This window comes from Enterobacter sp. HNDS-6, assembly GCF_039850505.1.
Classification (GTDB): Bacteria; Pseudomonadota; Gammaproteobacteria; order Enterobacterales; family Enterobacteriaceae; genus Enterobacter; species Enterobacter kobei.
Genome location: NZ_CP156673.1, coordinates 2,205,764 through 2,225,493, shown reverse-complemented (window position 1 = coordinate 2,225,493; position 19,730 = coordinate 2,205,764). Strand labels below are relative to the sequence as shown.

Annotated in this window: 15 protein-coding genes and 1 rRNA gene; 4 read left to right on the top strand and 12 right to left on the bottom strand. The window is 55.3% G+C overall.

Going from position 1 to position 19,730, the window contains the following annotated elements; all coding sequences use genetic code 11:
* Window positions 1-50: 50 nt before the first annotated feature.
* Both yjbE and pgi read right to left on the bottom strand, forming a co-directional pair.
* Window positions 51-293: an exopolysaccharide production protein YjbE gene (yjbE, locus tag ABFI50_RS10380; protein WP_003860341.1), complete on the bottom strand. Its 243-nt coding sequence runs from the start codon at window positions 291-293 to the stop codon at window positions 51-53.
* Between the two features lie 367 nt (window positions 294-660).
* Window positions 661-2,310 carry a glucose-6-phosphate isomerase gene (pgi, locus tag ABFI50_RS10375; RefSeq protein WP_014882096.1) on the bottom strand — a complete coding sequence of 550 codons (1,650 nt, stop codon included), beginning with the start codon at window positions 2,308-2,310 and terminating at the stop codon, window positions 661-663.
* A 373-nt stretch (window positions 2,311-2,683) separates the two neighbouring features.
* Between pgi and lysC the strand changes: the two genes are divergently transcribed.
* The 3 genes from lysC (at window position 2,684) to ABFI50_RS10360 (ending at window position 5,385) form a co-directional block, all read left to right on the top strand.
* Window positions 2,684-4,033 (top strand): lysine-sensitive aspartokinase 3, encoded by a 1,350-nt coding sequence (gene lysC / locus ABFI50_RS10370; RefSeq protein ID WP_023331779.1) that lies wholly within the window; start codon window positions 2,684-2,686, stop codon window positions 4,031-4,033.
* Between the two features lie 93 nt (window positions 4,034-4,126).
* Window positions 4,127-5,071, top strand: coding sequence for a ketopantoate/pantoate/pantothenate transporter PanS (panS, locus tag ABFI50_RS10365; protein ID WP_347486001.1), 945 nt, complete (start codon window positions 4,127-4,129; stop codon window positions 5,069-5,071).
* Between the two features lie 41 nt (window positions 5,072-5,112).
* Window positions 5,113-5,385, top strand: a complete 273-nt coding sequence (locus ABFI50_RS10360) for a DUF3811 domain-containing protein (RefSeq protein ID WP_014882093.1) — start codon at window positions 5,113-5,115, stop codon at window positions 5,383-5,385.
* On the opposite strand, the gene rluF is transcribed toward ABFI50_RS10360, so the two are convergent.
* The 5 genes from rluF to metH form a co-directional block, all read right to left on the bottom strand.
* The gene (gene rluF / locus ABFI50_RS10355) at window positions 5,386-6,258 is read right to left on the bottom strand and encodes a 23S rRNA pseudouridine(2604) synthase RluF (RefSeq protein ID WP_347485999.1); all 873 of its coding nucleotides are present in this window, start codon (window positions 6,256-6,258) and stop codon (window positions 5,386-5,388) included. It lies immediately after the preceding gene.
* 54 nt (window positions 6,259-6,312) lie between these two features.
* The gene (locus ABFI50_RS10350) at window positions 6,313-6,630 is read right to left on the bottom strand and encodes a CcdB family protein (RefSeq protein WP_014882091.1); all 318 of its coding nucleotides are present in this window, start codon (window positions 6,628-6,630) and stop codon (window positions 6,313-6,315) included.
* Complete coding sequence (locus ABFI50_RS10345) at window positions 6,630-6,923, bottom strand: type II toxin-antitoxin system CcdA family antitoxin (RefSeq protein ID WP_014830260.1); 294 nt, start codon at window positions 6,921-6,923, stop codon at window positions 6,630-6,632. Before ABFI50_RS10345 ends, ABFI50_RS10350 begins: the two co-directional genes overlap by 1 nt.
* Window positions 6,924-7,018: 95 nt before the next feature.
* Entirely contained in the window at window positions 7,019-8,650 is a 1,632-nt protein-coding gene (locus tag ABFI50_RS10340) for a Na/Pi cotransporter family protein (RefSeq protein ID WP_347485996.1), read from the bottom strand.
* A gap of 116 nt (window positions 8,651-8,766) precedes the next feature.
* Complete coding sequence (metH, locus tag ABFI50_RS10335) at window positions 8,767-12,450, bottom strand: methionine synthase (protein ID WP_347485994.1); 3,684 nt, start codon at window positions 12,448-12,450, stop codon at window positions 8,767-8,769.
* Between the two features lie 194 nt (window positions 12,451-12,644).
* On the opposite strand from metH, the gene iclR reads away from it, so the two are divergent.
* Entirely contained in the window at window positions 12,645-13,472 is an 828-nt protein-coding gene (gene iclR / locus ABFI50_RS10330) for a glyoxylate bypass operon transcriptional repressor IclR (RefSeq protein WP_074165096.1), read from the top strand.
* Between the two features lie 22 nt (window positions 13,473-13,494).
* Here iclR and aceK read toward each other — a convergent pair whose 3' ends face one another.
* From aceK to rrf, 5 genes are all read right to left on the bottom strand, one after another.
* Window positions 13,495-15,246 carry a bifunctional isocitrate dehydrogenase kinase/phosphatase gene (gene aceK, locus ABFI50_RS10325; protein WP_176261110.1) on the bottom strand — a complete coding sequence of 584 codons (1,752 nt, stop codon included), beginning with the start codon at window positions 15,244-15,246 and terminating at the stop codon, window positions 13,495-13,497.
* A 51-nt stretch (window positions 15,247-15,297) separates the two neighbouring features.
* Window positions 15,298-16,602, bottom strand: a complete 1,305-nt coding sequence (aceA, locus tag ABFI50_RS10320) for an isocitrate lyase (protein WP_014882085.1) — start codon at window positions 16,600-16,602, stop codon at window positions 15,298-15,300.
* Between the two features lie 31 nt (window positions 16,603-16,633).
* Window positions 16,634-18,235: a malate synthase A gene (gene aceB, locus ABFI50_RS10315; protein WP_014882084.1), complete on the bottom strand. Its 1,602-nt coding sequence runs from the start codon at window positions 18,233-18,235 to the stop codon at window positions 16,634-16,636.
* Window positions 18,236-18,505: 270 nt separating this feature from the next.
* Window positions 18,506-19,435 (bottom strand): homoserine O-succinyltransferase, encoded by a 930-nt coding sequence (metA, locus tag ABFI50_RS10310; protein WP_121527151.1) that lies wholly within the window; start codon window positions 19,433-19,435, stop codon window positions 18,506-18,508.
* A gap of 176 nt (window positions 19,436-19,611) precedes the next feature.
* A 5S ribosomal RNA gene (gene rrf / locus ABFI50_RS10305) occupies window positions 19,612-19,727 on the bottom strand.
* Window positions 19,728-19,730: the final 3 nt, after the last annotated feature.

Below are 19,730 nucleotides of genomic sequence, written 5' to 3'. Positions count from 1 at the left end.
AGGGGCGAAATAACCACACCGAAGTGTGGTTATGATTAAAACACCCGGTCTTACTGGGTGCTGGTTGTCGTAGTGGTCGTGGTTCCGGTATTGGAGCCATCACCGCCACCGGTTGCCGCCAGCGCGACACCCACGGCTGAACTTACGGCGCTGGTGCTGGCTGCGGTAGAGCTTCCCGCAGACGCAGACGTCGCTGCCGACCCTGCTGCTTCCCCGACCTGGACCGGAGCTGCATAGACAGATGTCGCCGCAAGTGCAGATATGGCAAAAATGCCATACAGTACTTTCTTCATAACAATTTCCCTTCAATGAATGAATGGAGATTTGCCCGAAAAGAAATTCAGGCGGAATCGAGTATACACAACTAAAGCAGCGGGATTACCGTGAGGGGAAATAGGGAATGGGTTTTCGGACTAATGGATAAAATCGAAATGAAAAGCAAATAAACAAAATATATAAATATTAAAAATCAATAATTTATAATATAAACACATTATCTTACTTCTACGTATTTTCTTAAAATAAACCGCAGCAATTAACGGGTTAACCGTCTTTTTCGGATTAAACTCACATCCAGAATTTGAGTTAACTAACAGACATCAGGAATTATCCGATAAAAAAATGCCGGCATTTCGCCGGCACATTTTCATGATGTTTTAATTACGCGCGCCAGGCTTTATAGCGGTTAATCAAACCATTGGTCGAGCTGTCGTGGCTGGTGATCGCTTTATCGTCACCCAGCTCTGGCAGAATGCGGTTTGCCAGCTGTTTGCCCAGTTCAACGCCCCACTGGTCAAAGGTGAAGATGTTCAGGATGGCACCCTGAGTAAAGATCTTATGCTCGTACAGGGCAATCAGCGCACCCAGGCTGAACGGGGTGATTTCACGCAGCAGGATGGAGTTGGTTGGGCGGTTGCCTTCAAACACTTTGAACGGCACAACGTGGTCCAGCGTGGCCGGATCTTTACCCTGATCGCGATACTCCTGCTCAACCACCTCGCGGGATTTACCGAACGCCAGCGCTTCAGTCTGGGCGAAGAAGTTAGACAGCAGTTTTGGATGGTGGTCAGACAGCGGGTTATGGGTAATAGCCGGGGCGATGAAATCGCACGGTACCATTTTGGTTCCCTGGTGGATCAGCTGGTAGAACGCGTGCTGGCCGTTAGTGCCCGGCTCACCCCAGATGATTGGACCCGTCTGGTAATCCACCGCGTTGCCGTTACGGTCAACGTACTTACCGTTGGATTCCATATTGCCCTGCTGGAAGTAGGCCGCAAAACGATGCATGTACTGGTCGTACGGCAGGATCGCTTCGGTTTCAGCACCAAAGAAGTTGTTGTACCAGATACCAATCAGCGCCAGCAGCACCGGCAGGTTTTTCTCAGGTGCGGTGGTGGAGAAGTGTTTATCCATCGCGTGCGCGCCGGAGAGCAGTTCAACGAAGTTATCGAAGCCTACGGACAGAATGATGGACAAACCGATGGCAGACCACAGAGAGTAACGGCCGCCAACCCAGTCCCAGAACTCGAACATGTTCGCGGTGTCGATACCGAACTCGCCAACCGCTTTACCATTGGTGGACAGCGCCGCAAAGTGTTTCGCCACGTGCTTGTTGTCGCCCGCGGTTTTCAGGAACCAGTCACGCGCGCTGTGGGCGTTGGTCATGGTTTCCTGGGTGGTGAAGGTTTTAGACGCCACCAGGAACAGGGTGGTTTCCGGGTTCACGTTCTTCAGCACTTCAGCGATGTGAGTACCATCGACGTTAGACACGAAATGCATGTTGAGGTGGTTTTTGTACGGACGCAGCGCTTCGGTCACCATGAACGGACCCAGATCAGAACCGCCGATGCCGATGTTTACCACGTCGGTGATCGCTTTACCGGTATAGCCTTTCCAGCTACCGGAGATGATCGCTTCGGAGAAAGCTTTCATCTTTTCCAGCACCGCGTTCACTTCCGGCATCACATCTTTGCCGTCAACGATGATTGGCGTATTGCTACGGTTACGCAGGGCCACGTGCAGCACAGCACGGTCTTCGGTGCGGTTGATTTTCTCGCCGGAGAACATGGACTTGATAGCGTCGGCAAGCTGAGTCTCTTTTGCCAGGTCCTGCAGCTTTGCCAGCGTCTCTTCGGTAATGCGGTTTTTGGAAAAATCCACCAGCATCAGGTCGTCGAAGGTCGCGGAGAACTTAGCGAAACGATCGGCATCTTTCGCGAACAGATCCGCGATGGTGACGTCTTTCATTTCATCAAAATGTTTCTGGAGGGCCTGCCAGGCAGCGGTCTGCGTTGGGTTGATGTTTTTCATTAGCAATACTCTTCTGATTTGAGAATTGTGACTGCGGTCGATTGTAGCGCCTGCAAATAAAAATTGTGATGGTTTTTATGCCATTGCCCTGGCCTGCATCAAACACAGGTGAAAAGACCCGAAAAGTATAGCTGCTGAAGTGCCCTCCCGGGCGGCGAATTGTCGGTCAAAAGGGGGTAGAACGGAGCATAAAATATGGCCCTGTTATAAGTCCTGTTTCTCAGGGGTACCCCCCCATAAAAAATCCGCATAATCCCAGCATTGACAGGACCTCCCCCGCATTTTATTTATAGGGCCGTATTTTGCGCCTGCACCTGTTTTCGTTTCACTCTTGTGCCAAGGTCGCTTATTCATTCCCTGACACGAGGTTGTTATGACGAGTTTTGTGGTCGCCAAGTTTGGCGGCACCAGTGTGGCCGACTACGATGCCATGAACCGCAGCGCCGATGTGGTGCTGGCCGATCCGAATACCCGCCTGGTGGTGCTCTCCGCATCCGCTGGCGTGACGAACCTGCTGGTTTCTCTGTCTGAAGGACTGGAAGCGACAGAACGTTTCGTGAAGCTGGATGCACTGCGCAAAATTCAGTTCGACATCCTTGAGCGTCTGCAAAATCCAAACGTGATCCGCGAAGAAGTGGAACGCCTGCTGGAAAATATCACTACCCTGGCAGAAGCAGCGTCTCTGGCCACCTCCACCGCCCTGACCGATGAACTGGTCAGCCACGGTGAATTGATGTCTACCCTGCTGTTCGTTGAAATCATGCGCGAACGTAACGTTCAGGCGCAGTGGTTTGACGTGCGTAAAGTGATGCGCACCAGTGACCGTTTCGGCCGCGCTGAACCGGACGTTGAGATGCTGGCTGAGCTCACCAACCAGCAACTGGCCCCGCGCCTGGCTGAAGGCATGGTGGTCACCCAGGGCTTTATCGGCAGCGAAGCCAAAGGTCGCACGACGACGCTGGGCCGTGGCGGCAGCGACTATACCGCGGCTCTGCTGGGTGAAGCTCTGCATGCCACCCGTGTGGATATCTGGACTGACGTGCCGGGTATCTACACCACCGACCCGCGCGTGGTTTCCGCGGCGAAACGTATTGATGTGATCGCGTTTGAAGAAGCGGCGGAAATGGCCACCTTCGGCGCGAAGGTGCTACACCCGGCAACGCTGCTGCCAGCCGTGCGCAGCGATATTCCGGTCTTCGTGGGCTCCAGTAAAGATCCTAAAGCGGGCGGCACGCTGGTTTGCAAGAAAACGGAAAATCCACCGCTGTTCCGTGCGCTGGCCCTGCGCCGTCGCCAGACGCTGGTGACGCTGCATAGCCACAATATGCTCCACTCCCGCGGTTTCCTGGCAGAGGTGTTTGGCATTCTGGCGCGTCACAATATCTCCGTAGACCTCATCACCACCTCCGAAGTGAGTATTGCGCTGACGCTGGACACCACCGGCTCGACCTCCACCGGCGATACCCTGCTGACGCAGTCGCTGCTGATTGAGTTGTCCGAGCTGTGCCGCGTGGAAGTGGAAGAAAACCTGGCGCTGGTGGCCATCATTGGCAACAAGCTGTCGCGCGCCTGCGGCGTGGGCAAAGAGGTGTTTGGTGTGCTCGACCCGTTCAACATCCGCATGATTTGCTACGGTGCCTCCAGCTACAACCTTTGTTTCCTGGTCCCTGCCGATCAGGCTGAGCAGGTCGTGCAGAAACTTCATCAGAATTTGTTTGAATAAAATTCGTTAGCACGTTAAACAATATCGATAAGCCGGGCACAGACCCGGCTTTTTTATAACTAAACAACACGACAATACTGCAAGGAATCCACTATGTTATCCGCCATCACGCGGCTGTTCCCGTTATGGGCGCTGCTGCTCTCTGTACTCGCGTATTACACACCCGCCACGTTCACCGGTATTGGTCCGTGGGTCGCCACGCTGCTGATGCTGATTATGTTCGGCATGGGCGTGCATTTAAAAATCGACGATTTCAAACGCGTGCTGTCGCGCCCGGCGCCGGTTGCTGCGGGTATCTTCCTGCATTACCTGGTGATGCCGCTCGCGGCGTGGCTGCTGGCGATGGCCTTTAAGATGCCGCCGGATCTCTCTGCCGGAATGGTGCTGGTGGGCAGCGTCGCCAGCGGCACAGCGTCTAACGTCATGATCTATCTGGCGAAAGGGGATGTAGCCCTCTCCGTTACCATTTCATCCGTTTCCACGCTGGTGGGCGTGATTGCCACGCCGCTGTTAACCCGCCTGTACGTGGACGCGCATATTCAGGTGGACGTGATGGGGATGCTGCTCAGCATTCTGCAGATTGTGGTGATCCCGATTGCCCTGGGGCTGGTCATTCACCATCTGTTCCCGCGCGTGGTGAAAGCCGTTGAGTCCTACCTGCCTGCGTTTTCGATGGTCTGCATTCTGGCCATCATCAGCGCCGTGGTGGCGGGTTCTGCCTCGCACATTGCTTCCGTCGGTTTTGTGGTGATCGTCGCAGTCGTGCTGCATAACACCATCGGCCTGCTGGGAGGATACTGGGGCGGGAAGCTGTTTGGTTTCGACGAATCCACCTGCCGCACGCTGGCGATTGAAGTCGGGATGCAGAACTCCGGTCTGGCGGCGGCGCTTGGCAAAATTTACTTCTCGCCGCTGGCGGCCCTGCCGGGTGCCCTGTTCTCGGTGTGGCACAATCTTTCAGGTTCGCTGCTGGCGGGCTACTGGTCCGGCAAACCGATTAATGCACAAACGAAAAAAGAAGCGGTAAAACAAGGTTAAATTGCTTTACACTGAAGCCTCCCCCTCAGGAGGCTTCAGCAATGGCTACACCACGTTTGACCCAGAAAGACATGACGGAAGCCGAGCAGCGCGAACTGAAAACGCTTCTCGACCGCGCCCGCATTGCACATGGCCGCACGCTGACGAACGCCGAAACCAATCAGGTGAAAAAAGAGTACATCGACAAGCTGATGGCGGAACGTGACGCCGCGGCGAAGAAAGCCCGCAAACTGAAAAAAGAGCAGGCTTATAAACCGGATGCAGAGGCGACCTTCTCCTGGTCCGCCAGCACGTCAACCCGTGGAAGGCGCTAATCAGCGCCCTTTCTTTTTACGACCCGGCTGGGTAAAGCGCTTACCGTTACCCGGCTTGCCTCGCCCTTTCTCTTCCGCCTGCGGCGCCTTCACCACCGGGCGTTTAATCGCCTGGGTTTTCGGCTTCGCCTTAGCCTTCGGCTTCGCTTCTGACGACGAGTTTTCGATAAGCCTGAACAGCTCAATCAGCTCGTCATCCGTTAAGTCACGCCACTCGCCCAGCGGGATCCCGGACAGGCTGACGTTCATGATGCGCGTACGTTCAAGCTTCGTCACTTCATAACCGAAGTACTCGCACATGCGGCGGATCTGGCGGTTTAAGCCCTGTATCAGGGTAATACGGAACGCGAAAGGCGCTTCTTTCTTGACCTTACACTTCTTCGTCACCGTACCCAGGATCGGCACGCCTGCGCTCATTCCGCGGATAAACTCGTCCGTTACCAGTTTGTTTACCGTAACGATGTACTCTTTCTCATGGTCGTTACCAGCTCGCAGGATTTTGTTCACCAGATCGCCATGGTTGGTGAGGAAAATCAGCCCCTGCGAATCTTTATCCAGACGGCCAATCGGGAAAATGCGGCTGCTGTGGTTCACGAAATCAACGATGTTGTCTCGCTCACCGTCTTCCGTGGTGCTGACAATCCCAACCGGTTTATTCAACGCGATAAACACCAGGTCTTCTGCATCACGCGGTTCGATGACCTGACCATTCACTTTGACCACGTCGCCAGGCATCACCTGATCGCCGATGGTGGCGCGTTTGCCGTTAAGAAACACGTTACCTTGTTCAATGTAACGGTCAGCCTCGCGACGTGAGCAGATCCCGCTCTCGCTAATGTATTTGTTTAATCGGGTTGATTGAGTTGGCAGCATAGTTTCTCCTGTGAAGGGCGAAATATACCTTACCTTGCGGCTGACAAAAAAGTGTTAGTAACCGTTGATCAAAAAATCGAGTGCATCCCGCAATGAGGCCCGGTTTTGAGTAAGATCGGCGACACGCTCGCCTAACTCTTTTGGCGATATGCCTGCCATCATGTGCATCATAACCACGCAGGGCTTACCCGCTATCTCAACGACAGGGCACACTTTCGCAGGCGGCTGAATGCCTCCCAGGTGGCTAAGCTCAACTGTGGGGGCGACCAGAACATGCTTCATCACATTGGCCACGGGATGCTGCATATTGATTAGCCAGGGATAGGCAGTTTTCCCCTTACCTTCATTCTCATAAGCAAAATATTGCTCCATCAGAACGACCTCTGAAAGTCACTAAAGGAGCCGTTTTCATCAACCCACTGGTTAATAGCCTCGATAGACGCTTTATTTTCTGCTAACCACTCTGCACGCTGATGCGCACGAAACTGCTCCTGCAATGCAGCCGTGAGTACAGCAGAGAGATTAAGTTTAAGCCGTCGCGCCTCTTCAAGGATTTCTGGTGCTAACGACACATTGACTGATTTTTTGATGCCATGAGTAGTGCGCATGAGAACCCCCATCGGTATGCGCATGAATTGGCGAAGTGTAGCGTAATAAACGAGCATTTTCTATTCCCTTAAAAATGTAAGGTCTGCAGCGTAAATGGCGCTTTATAAGGTGTCACGCCTCGCAAAACGGTTTTGCGAGGCGCTTTCAGAGATTAATACTCGTCCCGCTCGTCATCTTCATCCGGCTGTTCCATCACGCTATAGGCCACCGCGCAGAACAACGAGTTAAGACGCTTCATGTCCCCCAGCAGCCCCAGGTGCAGGGAGCTGGTCTCGATACTCTGCACGTTTTGCTGGTGAAGACGCTCAACGTGGGCGTGCGAGTAGCGACGGTTGAGGATGCGGAAGCGATGCTTGTTACGACGCAGGCGGCGCGCGCTCGGCACGTCGCTGGAGAAGAAGACCAGCATCGCCAGCTTCAGGTTGCTCAACAGCTGTTCGTGGAGCGCCTCCAGTTCCTTCAGGCCCTCAATGGAGAATGCCCGACGTGCTGCCAGTGACTTATCTGCAATCTCACTCCCCATACGCTCCACGATATCGGAGGCTTGCTCCAGGTTGAGCGACATCTCGATGATTTCTGCCCAGCGGCGAGACTCCTCTTCCGCCAGTTCATCCTGCGGAATACGCGCCAGATAGAGCTTAATGGCGGTATAAAGCACGTTGATATCGTCCGCCAGCCTGCGCAACTCTTTCTCTTCGCGCGGTTCGCCGTGCATCACCTTCTGCAGCCCTTCGAGCATGGTTTCCATCGCATCACCCATGCGTAGCGTCTCGCGGGCGGCATTCGCCAGCGCCAGCGCCGGGGTATCCAGCGCGGAGGTATCCAGATGCTTCGGTTTCAGGCGCGCATCCAGCTCCGGTTCATCCTGAATGAGTCGTTCGCAAAAGCGTGCCATCGGCCCCGCAAAAGGCACCATCGCCAGGCAGCGCAACAGGTTATAGAAAACGTGGAAATAGATCACCAGCTCCGCTTTCGGCAGCGAGAGGTTATCCATCAGGTTCGCCAGCGGGTGCACAAACGGCAGGATAATCAGGCTACCCACCAGCTTAAACAGCAGGCTGCCGAGCGCCACGCGGCGAGCCGCAGCGTTGGCGGCACTGTTGTTGAGCATTGCCAGCAGGCCAGACCCCAGGTTCGCACCAATCACCAGACATAGCGCCACCGGGAAGGAGATCGCCCCGGCAGCGGTGAGCGTGGCCGTCAGCAATACTGCTGCCAGGCTTGAATAGCTGACGATGGCAAACACCGCGCCAATCAGCGCGTCCAGCATGATGTCACCGGTCAGAGAGGCGAAGATGACCTGAACGCCGTTGGCTTCGGTGATGGGGGTGACCGCCTGCACAATCAGCTCCAGCGCCAGCAGGATCAGCCCCAGGCCAATCCCCACGCGCCCAAGCTGCCCGGCACGCGTCTGTTTGCGCCCGAGGAAGAAGATGACGCCAATGAAAATCAGCAGCGGCGACAGCCAGGAGAGATCGAACGTCAGAATACGCGCCATCAGCGCGGTACCCACGTCGGCCCCCAGCACGATCACCAGTGCCGGCGCGAGCGCCACCAGATCCTGTGCCACAAAGGAGGTGACAAGAAGGGTGGTGGCATTACTGCTCTGAACCAGCGCCGTGACGCCTATCCCCGCACAAAAGGCGAGCGGCTTCTTCTCAACGCTGCTGCTGAGAACGGTGCGTAAACGAGCACCAAAGACGCGCATCACGCCGGTACGGACGATATGGGTCCCCCAAACGAGCAGTGCGACTGCGGAGAGCAGATGTAACAGGGTCAGCACGGAAGGTTTTCCTCCTTATCGTTATTCATTTTCCTTAGGTTCAGTATAAGGGTTTAAACGTAAGAAAGAGACAGGGCGCCCCATGAGCGCCCTGTTTGTTGTAAGGAAAAGTGATTTTAGTCGGCGTCGTAGCCGAGATTAGGCGCCAGCCAGCGCTCGACTTCTGACACGCTCATGCCTTTGCGCAGGGCGTAATCTTCGATCTGATCGCGCTGTAGCTGCGCCACGGCAAAGTACTTGCTGTCCGGGTGGCTGAAATACCAGCCGGAAACAGAGGCACCTGGCCACATGGCAAACGACTCGGTGAGTTTCATCCCCGTATGGGCCTCAACATCGAGAAGTTTCCAGATGGTGCCTTTTTCGGTGTGCTCCGGGCAGGCCGGATAGCCCGGCGCCGGGCGAATGCCCTGGTAGTTTTCGCGGATCAGCTCCTCGTTGCTGAGGTTTTCATTGGCCGCGTAGCCCCAGTACACCTTACGTACGCGCTCATGCAGATACTCAGCGAAGGCTTCCGCCAGGCGGTCGGCAATCGCTTTGACCATGATTTTGTTGTAATCATCATGCTGCGCTTCGTATGCTTCCGCCAGCACATCCTCTTCAAGTCCGCCGGTTACCGCAAAGGCGCCGATATAGTCGGCTTTGCCACTCAGTTTCGGTGCGACGAAATCCGCCAGACAGTAGTTGGCGAAGCCCACTTTCTCCGTTTGCTGACGCAGGTGATGGCTCACGGTCAGCACATGCGTGCGGGTTTCATCGCGGTAGATTTCCACATCGTCACCCACGCGGTTCGCCGGGAACAGCCCCACCACGCCGCGCGGATTGAGGGATTTCTCTGCACTCAGCTTGTCGAGCATGTCATTGGCATCTTTAAACAACCGCTTCGCCTCTTCACCTACCACCTCATCCTCGAGGATGCGCGGATATTTGCCCGCCAGCGACCAGGTCATGAAGAACGGTGTCCAGTCGATGTAGTTACGCAGCGTTTCGATGCTGGCGGTGACATCCTGCACGCCCAGACGGTGCGCAACCGGCGGGGTATAGCTCGACCAGTCAAACGCCAGATCGTTATCGCGCGCCGCCTGAAGTGAAACCGGCGGCGTGCGCGGTTTCTTACGACCGTGCTGGATGCGGACGGTTTCGTACTCTTTGCGGGTGCGCGCCACGAAGTCATCGCGCTGAGTGTCGGAGAGCAGCGCGGACACCACGCCTACGGTGCGCGAGGCGTTCTGCACATAGACCGTCGGGCCGCTGTAGTTCTGTTCGATTTTTACCGCCGTATGCGCTTTCGACGTGGTTGCCCCGCCAATCAATAACGGAATAGTGAAGCCCTGACGCTCCATCTCTTTCGCCACGTTGACCATCTCGTCCAGCGACGGCGTGATCAGCCCGGAAAGGCCAATCAGGTCGGCATTCACCTCACGCGCGGTTTTGAGGATTTTATCCGCCGGGACCATTACCCCGAGGTCGATAATTTCGTAGTTATTGCACTGCAGCACCACGCCGACGATATTCTTGCCGATGTCGTGCACGTCGCCCTTCACGGTGGCGATGACCATCTTGCCGTTGCTGGAGCCTTTCTCTTTGCTGGCCTCGATAAACGGCTCCAGATAGGCCACGGCCTGCTTCATCACGCGGGCAGATTTCACCACCTGCGGCAGGAACATTTTTCCCTCGCCGAACAGATCGCCGACCACGTTCATGCCGTCCATCAGCGGGCCTTCGATAACCTCAATCGGGCGAGCTGAATGCTGGCGCGCTTCTTCGGTGTCCTGCTCAATAAACTCGGTGATGCCTTTCACCAGCGAATATTCCAGACGCTTTTTCACGTCCCAGGAACGCCACTCGGCCTGCTGAACGTTGGCCGATTCATCCGTTTTGCTGCCGCGGTATTTCTCCGCGAGGTCCAGCATGCGCTCGGTGGCGTCGTCGCGACGGTTAAGGATGACATCTTCTACCGCGTCGCGAAGCTCGGCAGGGAGGTCATCGTAAATCGCCAGCTGGCCGGCGTTTACGATCCCCATGTCCATCCCGTTGCGGATGGCGTAGTAGAGGAACACGGCGTGGATCGCTTCACGCACCGGGTCGTTGCCGCGGAACGAGAACGACACGTTCGACACGCCGCCGGAGATTAACGCATGCGGCAATTCACGTTTAATGTCTTCACATGCGCCGATAAAGTCCTGGGCATAGTTGTTATGCTCTTCAATCCCGGTCGCGACGGCGAAAATGTTCGGGTCGAAGATGATGTCTTCCGGCGGGAAACCCACCTCTTCGGTCAAAATTTTGTACGCGCGGCGGCATATCTCAATTTTACGCTCGCGGGTATCCGCCTGGCCCACTTCGTCGAAGGCCATGACCACCACGGCGGCACCGTAGCGGCGGACCATCTTCGCGTGGTGGATAAAGATATCGACCCCCTCTTTCATCGAGATAGAGTTGACGATGCCTTTACCCTGAATGCACTTCAGCCCATTTTCGATAACTTCCCATTTGGAAGAGTCGATCATGATCGGCACGCGGGCAATGTCCGGCTCGCCGGCAATCAGGTTGAGGAAACGCACCATCGCCGCTTCGGCGTCGAGCATCCCCTCGTCCATGTTGATATCAATAATCTGCGCGCCGCTTTCCACCTGCTGGCGGGCGACGTCCAGCGCTTCGCTGTATTTCTCTTCTTTGATCAGACGTTTGAACTTTGCAGAACCGGTAACGTTAGTCCGCTCCCCCACGTTCACAAACAGGCTGTCGTCGCCAATGGTCAACGGCTCAAGTCCGGAAAGGCGGCAGGCAACGGGAAGCTCAGGCAGTTTACGCGGCGGCAGCCCGGCCACGGCGTTGCTCATGGCGGCAATGTGTTCCGGCGTGGTGCCGCAGCAGCCGCCAACAATGTTCAGGAAGCCAGATTCAGCCCACTCGCGGATTTGCGCCGCCATGGTGTCGGCATCCAGATCGTATTCACCAAAGGCATTAGGCAGACCGGCGTTCGGGTGCGCGGTGACATAGCATTCTGCGATGCGCGATAACTCCTGCACGTACTGGCGCAGTTCATCTGGCCCCAGAGCACAGTTCAGGCCAAAGGAGAGCGCTTCCGCGTGGCGCAGGGAGTTATAAAACGCTTCGGTGGTCTGGCCGGACAGGGTACGGCCGGAGGCGTCGGTAATGGTGCCGGAAATCATGATCGGCAGGTCAACGCCCAGTGCCTCGAACTCCTCTTTCACCGCGTAAATCGCGGCTTTGGCGTTGAGGGTGTCGAAAACCGTTTCAATCAGGATCAGGTCGGAACCGCCTTCCACCAGCGCTTTGGTCGATTCACGGTAGGCCGCCACCAGCTGATCGAAGGTGATATTACGAAACGCCGGGTCGTTGACGTCCGGTGAAATCGACGCGGTGCGGTTCGTCGGACCTAGCACCCCGGCAACGTAGCGCGGTTTGTCCGGCGTGCGGGCCGTCCATTCGTCTGCGCAGGCACGAGCCAGTTTAGCCGCCTCAAAGTTGATCTCCGCCGACAGGGATTCCATCTGGTAATCCGCCATGGCGATGGTTGTCGAGTTAAAGGTGTTGGTTTCAACGATATCCGCCCCTGCCTCGAAGTAGGCATTGTGGATATCCTTAATGACGGACGGCTTGCTGAGCACCAGCAGGTCGTTGTTACCTTTCAGATCGCAAGGCCAGTCAGCGAAGCGTTCGCCGCGGAAATCGTCTTCACTCAGACGATAGCCCTGGATCATCGTGCCCATGCCGCCGTCCAGCACCAGAATTCGTTCATTTAACTGCGCACGCAGTTGCTCTACTTTGCTGCTCACACTTGCTCCCGACAACGCTCAACAAGGCCAAAAAGGCTGCGTTCCATACTGGCACAATCTCGCAGGGTGGAAAAGTCACACAGCGGTAACATGAGACATGTTCACCATCACTCCTCCGATCAGTCAGGATAACGGTTGCAAAATCACCAAATAAAACGAAAATGATTTCCACGATACAGAAAAAGGAGATCGTCATGGTCGCGACCGTTCCCGCCAAACGCGGCAGAAAACCTGCTGCCACCCCCGCAGCACAACCGAGCGGACAGGTTCAATCGCTCACGCGCGGTCTGAAGCTGCTGGAGTGGATAGCCGAGTCGCACAGCAGCGTGGCCCTGACGGAGCTGGCCCAGCAGGCTGGCCTGCCGAACTCCACCACGCACCGCCTGCTGACCACTATGCAGCAGTTGGGCTTTGTCCGCCAGGTAGGCGAGCTTGGACACTGGGCGGTGGGCGCACATGCCTTTATCGTTGGCAGCAGCTTCCTGCAAAGCCGCAATCTGCTGGCGATTGTGCATCCGATTCTGCGCAAGCTGATGGAAGATTCCGGCGAGACGGTAAACCTGGCGGTGCTTGACCAGAGCGATCATCAGGCAATCATTATCGATCAGGTGCAGTGCACGCAGCTGATGCGTATGTCCGCGCCGATTGGCGGTAAACTGCCGATGCATGCATCCGGGGCAGGAAAAGCGTTTCTGTCTCAGCTCAGCGAAGAGCAGGTGACAGGGCTGCTGCATCGTAAAGGGCTGCACGCCTATACCCATGCCACGCTGGTTTCGCCGGTGCATCTGAAAGAGGATCTGGCGTTAACCCGCAAGCGTGGCTATTCATTTGATGATGAAGAACATGCTTTGGGTCTGCGCTGTATCGCGGCCTGTATCTTTGACGAGCACCGCGAGCCGTTTGCCGCCATCTCTATCTCCGGGCCGATTTCGCGCATGACCGACGACCGCGTTACCGAGTTAGGTGCGCTGGTGATTAAGGCGGCGAAAGAGGTGACGCTGGCGTATGGTGGGATTCGTTAAAATTGAGTGCGGCCTGATGCCCTCACCCCGGCCCTCTCCCACAGGGAGAGGGAGAAAAGCGGATGCAAAACCGCTGCTTGCGGCGGTAAGCGTACATATCTTCCACATGCCCGTTTTTGATCCGCGTTTGCAGCCCACGCCAGTAGCTGGCACGAAAAAGGTCGGCGTGCATCTCTTCAAATAGCGGCCCGATGCGCGGGTCGGCGCACAGCCAGTGGCGAAACTCTTCGGGAAAGACATCGCCCGGCGAAACGCTGTACCACGGTTCACCAGACAGTTCATCTTCCGGGTAACGGGGCGGCGGGATATCGCGGAAATTCACTTCGGTCATGTAGCAAATCTCGTCGTAATCATAAAACACCACTCGCCCGTGGCGCGTGACGCCGAAGTTTTTAAACAGCATATCGCCCGGAAAAATATTGGCCGCGGCAAGCTGGCGAATCGCGTTACCGTATTCTTCTATAGCATCGCGCAGCGCCTGACCCTCGGACTGCTCCAGCCAGATGTTCAGCGGCACCATGCGGCGCTCGATGTAAAGATGGCTAATCACGATTTTGTCGCCAAGATCGGTGATTTTCCCCGATGCTTCCTTGAGCAAAAGCGCCATCAGCGCCGGGTCGATCTGTTGCTTATCCAGCACAAAGTTTTCGAATTCCTGAGTATCCGCCATACGTCCGACACGGTCATGCTCTTTGACCAGCTGATAGCAGGCGCGGACGTGCGCGGCGGTCATCTCTTTCTGCGGCGCGAACCGGTCTTTAATGACCTTAAATACGCGGTCGAACCCCGGAAGCGTAAACACCAGCATCACCATGCCGCGAATGCCAGGCGCTTCGATAAACTGTTCATCTGCGGTGGTGACATAACGCAGGTATTCCCGATAGCTTTCCGTTTTAGCGTGCTTCTGACAGCCAATCGCCATATACAGCTCGGCGGTGGTTTTGCCCGGCAGGATCTCCCGCAGCCATTCCACCAGCGCGGCAGGCAACGGTGCGTACACCATGAAATAGGAGCGGGCGAAGCCAAATACAATGCTGGCCTCGGCGCTGGTGGTCAGGCAGGTATCGACAAACAGTTCCCCGTCATCTGTGCGATGGATGGGGAGCAGAAACGGTACGATGGCCGATGGCGTGACCAGTTTTCCTACCAGCCAGGCGGCTTTATTGCGATAGAAAAGCTCGTTGGCAACCTGCAAGTGGCTGCGGCCGAGCAACGCCTCGCCGAAGGTTTCGCGCAGGTGGGTGTGGATATATCCTATATCCCGGGTTTTATTCTCCCAGGGCAAACGCAGCGGCAAATCGGTTAGCACACGGTGCAAAAGCTTCTCCCACCCGCGTTCCGGGAAGAAATCTTTCGCCAGCGGACGTGGGATAGCACGAAATCGTCGTTCAGGCTGAGAGCTGAAGATAAATAACCGCTCAGGAGATAATGAGCGGTGGTCAAATAACCGGCAATAGACGGAGTTGAAAAAGCTCTCCGCAATCTCGAAGCGCGGGTAGTCAGGTAATAAATGGGTGTAGTGCTCTTTCACGCGCAGTAAAAAGTCCGCATCCGGGCTTTTACCATCGGTAATACAGCGCAACTGCTCCACCACCAGACCCACGTGGTGGTCATAAAGGTGAATACGCTGCTTCATGGCCTGCTGAACCGCATGCCAGTCTGCATGTTCGAAGCGCTGTTGCGCACCGGATGTCACTTCAAGAAAACGACCATACTGGGCATCGAAGCCCTGCAAAATAGTTTGAGCAATCAGTAATTCCAGGCCACGCGACATATATTCCCCCTCACCCCAACCCTCTCCCCGAGGGGGGAGAGGGGGAAACGATTAGAACTGTGCTTCTTCGGTTGATCCCGTTAAGGCGGTGACGGAGGAGGCACCGCCCTGAATGATGGTGGTCACGTTGTCGAAGTAGCCCGTACCCACTTCCTGCTGGTGAGAAACGAAGGTATAACCCTCTTTTCCGGCGGCAAATTCTGGCTGCTGAACCTTCTCGACGTAGTGCTTCATGCCTTCACCCTGCGCATAAGCATGTGCAAGGTCGAACATGTTGAACCACATGCTGTGGATACCCGCCAGGGTAATGAACTGGTACTTGTAGCCCATGTCAGAAAGCTGCTGCTGGAAGCTGGCGATGGTTTTATCATCCAGATTCTTCTGCCAGTTGAAGGACGGCGAGCAGTTATAGGCCAGCAGTTTGCCCGGATATTTCGCATGAATGGCATCGGCAAAACGTTTTGCCAGCGCCAGATCCGGCGTGGAGGTTTCACACCAGACCAGGTCGGCGTAAGGGGCATACGCCAGGCCACGGCTGATCGCCTGTTCGATGCCTGCATGGGTACGATAGAACCCTTCACTGGTGCGCTCACCGGTGATGAACTCGCTGTCGTACGGATCGCAGTCAGAGGTGATCAGGTCAGCCGCATCCGCATCGGTACGGGCAATGACCAGCGTCGGCACGCCGAGTACGTCTGCCGCCAGACGCGCGGCAACCAGCTTCTGAATCGCTTCCTGGGTCGGAACCAGCACCTTACCGCCCATGTGTCCGCACTTCTTCACCGATGCCAGCTGATCTTCGAAGTGAACGGCCGCTGCACCGGCCTCAATCATTGATTTCATCAGCTCGAACGCGTTCAGCACGCCGCCGAAACCCGCTTCCGCATCCGCGACGATCGGCAGGAAGTAGTCAATAAAGCGCGGATCGTTGGGTTCGATGCCTGCCGCCCACTGGATCTGATCCGCACGGCGGAAGGTGTTGTTGATTCGATCAACCACCGACGGCACGGAGTTCGCCGGGTAGAGGGACTGATCCGGATACATACTGGATGCCAGGTTGGCATCCGCCGCAACCTGCCAGCCGGAAAGATAGACAGCCTCAATACCGGCCTTCGCCTGCTGCAGTGCCTGACCGCCGGTCAACGCCCCGAGGCTATTGATATAACCCTTTTTGGAACCACCGTGCAGCAGCTTCCACATTTTCGCCGCGCCATTTTGCGCCAGCGTGCATTCCGGATTGACCGAGCCGCGTAATTTCACCACTTCTTCCGCGCTGTACGGACGACGAATGCCTTCCCAGCGCGGTTGTGTCCATTCTTTCTTCAGTTCTTCGATTTGTTGGGTACGGGTTTTCATGTGCAGATGCTCCATATTGTTATGTGGTGAGTTACGCCAGGAACCGGTAGCCCGGCAGGGTCAGGAAGTCGATTAAGTCATCTGAGGTGGTGATTTGTTCCATCAGGCGTGCAGCATCGTCAAAACGTCCGCTGCTGAAGCGGTGTTCGCCCAACTCGTCCTGGATCACCCGCATTTCTTCGGCCAGCATCTGGCGGAACAGGGCTTTGGTCACCGGCTTGCCGTTGCTGAGCGTTTTTTGATGATGGATCCATTGCCAGATAGAGGTGCGGGAGATTTCCGCGGTGGCGGCATCTTCCATCAGGCCGTAGATCGGCACGCAGCCGTTGCCGGAGATCCACGCTTCGATGTACTGCACCGCAACGCGAATGTTGGCGCGCATGCCCTCTTCCGTACGTTCACCTGCACACGGTGCCAGCAGCTGTTCTTCAGCCGTTGGCGCATCCTCTTCGCGCGTAACAAAGAGCTGATTTTTATTGTCACCGAGTACGCGGTTAAAGACTTCCATTGCCGTGTCTGCGAGGCCCGGATGGGCGATCCACGTTCCGTCATGACCGTTACGCGCTTCAAGCTCTTTATCGGCCTTCACTTTGTTGAGCACCTGATTGTTACGCTCCGCGTCTTTGCTCGGAATAAATGCCGCCATGCCGCCCATCGCAAAGGCACCGCGCTTGTGGCAGGTTTTGATCAGCAGGCGCGAGTAGGCGCTCAGGAACGGCTTATCCATAGTGACGACCTGACGATCGGGCAGTACACGATCGGGATAATTTTTCAGGGTTTTGATATAGCTGAAGATATAGTCCCAACGCCCACAGTTCAGGCCGACGATGTGGTCACGCAGGGCATGCAGAATTTCGTTCATCTGGAAAACCGCAGGCAGCGTTTCAATCAACAGGGTGGCTTTGATGGTGCCACGTGGCAGGTTGAAACGATCTTCTGCATAACTGAACACGTCACTCCACCAGGCCGCTTCCTGCCAGGCCTGCGTTTTTGGCAGATAGAAATAGGGGCCGCTGCCTTTTGCCAGCAGGTTTTTGTGGTTGTGGAAGAAATAGAGCGCGAAATCAAACAGGCTGCCGGGAATGGCTTCCCCACGCCAGGTGACATGTTTTTCAGGCAGATGGAGACCGCGTACGCGACAGATCAGCACCGCCGGATTCGGTTTAAGTTGATAGATTTTCCCGGCTTCGTTGGTATAGCTGATGGTGCCGTTCACGGCGTCGCGCAGGTTGATTTGCCCCTCGATAACCTTACGCCAGTCCGGTGCCAACGAGTCTTCAAAATCAGCCATAAAGACTTTAACGTTCGCGTTCATGGCGTTGATCACCATTTTGCGTTCTACCGGACCGGTGATCTCAACGCGGCGATCCTGTAAATCTTCAGGAATACCACGAATTTTCCACTCACCACGGCGAATGGAAGCGGTTTCCGAAATAAACCCAGGCAACTTGCCATCGTCAATTTCCTGCTGCTGGTGAATGCGTGCTGCCAGCAGCTTATTGCGCTGCGGCGTAAAGCGGGTCACCAGTTCAGTCAGAAATTCGACCGCCTCTGCCGTCAATATTTGCTGTTCTTGCTCACCATGCGGCTGGGTAAAGGCCAGTTCGTCGACCGTCGTTGCCTGTTGAGTCATTACTCTGCTCCTCATCAAAGATCTAAAATCACGCCCCCGATGCGAACGAAAGATCGTTGTGTAGTTTTCGCTCAGCAGAATTAAGACTATCTCTATTTTTTCCAAAATCAAAAACAATTTCCATTTTATTTAATTTATAACGTTAACTCATTGATCAGTATGAAATTAAAGTTTTTCTCAATGTTGAGTAGAATTTCGGAAATAAAAAAGGCACCCGAAGGTGCCTGATGCGAACAGCTGAAACGCTTTAGGATCGTTTAATGCAGAAGATTACTCTAGCGTCGGATTCATGTGTCGCAGATCGTATGGTGTGATCTGGTAGACGTAATAGTTGAGCCAGTTTGTAAAAAGCAAATTCCCGTGGCTGCGCCAGGTTGCTCTCGGTTTGTTTTGTGGATCGTTTTTCGGGAAATAGTTGTACGGCACATCCGGATTAAGACCCGCTTCGACATCACGGAAATACTCTGACGCGAGGGTATGCGGATCGTATTCAGGATGCCCGGTTACAAAGGCAATGCGCTTATCTTTGCTGGCAAACAGGTATGCATCCCCCTCTTCCGTTTCGGCCAGGATCTCCAGATCGGTGTAATCACGGATCAGCTGCGCCGGGAAATCGGCATAGCGCGAATGCGGCGCCAGAAACGAATCATCGAACCCGCGCGTCAGCAGAGCATGTGGATGAAGAATGTGGTGTTCGTATACGCCGGAGAGCTTTTCAGTGCGGGTTTGTTTAGGGATACCATAAAGAATATTCAGTGCAGCCTGTACCGCCCAACAAACAAACAAGGTGGACGTGACGTGATCTTTTGCCCACTCCAGGACCTGTTTGATCTGCGGCCAGTAGGCGACATCGTTAAATTCAACCAGACCGAGCGGTGCGCCGGTCACAATCAGGCCGTCGAAGTTTTCCCTCTGAATGTCATCGAAGTTACAGTAAAAGTTGTTCAGGTGCTCAGAAGGCGTGTTGCGTGACTCGCGCGCATCGATCCGCAGCAGCTGAATATCGACCTGCAGCGGAGAGTTTGAAAGCAGACGCAGGAACTGATTCTCTGTTTCAATCTTTTTCGGCATCAGGTTGAGAATAAGAACCTTCAGCGGGCGAATTTCCTGAACTGTTGCGCGTGAAGCCGTCATCACAAAGACGTTCTCTTCACGTAAGAAATTGACGGCTGGTAGCTCGTCCTGCACCCGAATCGGCATATCGTTGAATCCTCAAAGCATACGTATAAACGTTTAGACATCCAGACAGCTAACAATACCGAGATCCGGCCTGAATGTCGAGTCTGCAAGAGGAAGGTGAGAAAGTTTCAAGGAGAGGAATAAAGCCCAAAGCAAAAAACCCCGCACCTTACGGTACGGGGTTCTTCTTGATTGATGCCTGGCAGTTCCCTACTCTCACATGGGGAGACCCCACACTACCATCGGCGCTACGGCGTTTCACTTCTGAGTTCGGCATGGGGTCAGGTGGGACCACCGCGCTAAAGCCGCCAGGCAA

Bases quoted from the DNA above. Each gene is read 5' to 3' on its own strand.
- yjbE (WP_003860341.1), bottom strand. From the start codon at position 293: ATGAAGAAAGTACTGTATGGCATTTTTGCCATATCTGCACTTGCGGCG.
- ABFI50_RS10350 (WP_014882091.1), bottom strand. From the start codon at position 6,630: ATGGAGCAATATTTTGCTTATGAGAATGAAGGTAAGGGGAAAACTGCC.
- ABFI50_RS10360 (WP_014882093.1), top strand. From the start codon at position 5,113: ATGGCTACACCACGTTTGACCCAGAAAGACATGACGGAAGCCGAGCAG.
- pgi (WP_014882096.1), bottom strand. From the start codon at position 2,310: ATGAAAAACATCAACCCAACGCAGACCGCTGCCTGGCAGGCCCTCCAG.
- ABFI50_RS10345 (WP_014830260.1), bottom strand. From the start codon at position 6,923: ATGCTCGTTTATTACGCTACACTTCGCCAATTCATGCGCATACCGATG.
- iclR (WP_074165096.1), top strand. From the start codon at position 12,645: ATGGTCGCGACCGTTCCCGCCAAACGCGGCAGAAAACCTGCTGCCACC.
- rluF (WP_347485999.1), bottom strand. From the start codon at position 6,258: ATGCTGCCAACTCAATCAACCCGATTAAACAAATACATTAGCGAGAGC.
- aceB (WP_014882084.1), bottom strand. From the start codon at position 18,235: ATGACTCAACAGGCAACGACGGTCGACGAACTGGCCTTTACCCAGCCG.
- lysC (WP_023331779.1), top strand. From the start codon at position 2,684: ATGACGAGTTTTGTGGTCGCCAAGTTTGGCGGCACCAGTGTGGCCGAC.
- aceK (WP_176261110.1), bottom strand. From the start codon at position 15,246: ATGTCGCGTGGCCTGGAATTACTGATTGCTCAAACTATTTTGCAGGGC.
- aceA (WP_014882085.1), bottom strand. From the start codon at position 16,602: ATGAAAACCCGTACCCAACAAATCGAAGAACTGAAGAAAGAATGGACA.
- metA (WP_121527151.1), bottom strand. From the start codon at position 19,435: ATGCCGATTCGGGTGCAGGACGAGCTACCAGCCGTCAATTTCTTACGT.
- panS (WP_347486001.1), top strand. From the start codon at position 4,127: ATGTTATCCGCCATCACGCGGCTGTTCCCGTTATGGGCGCTGCTGCTC.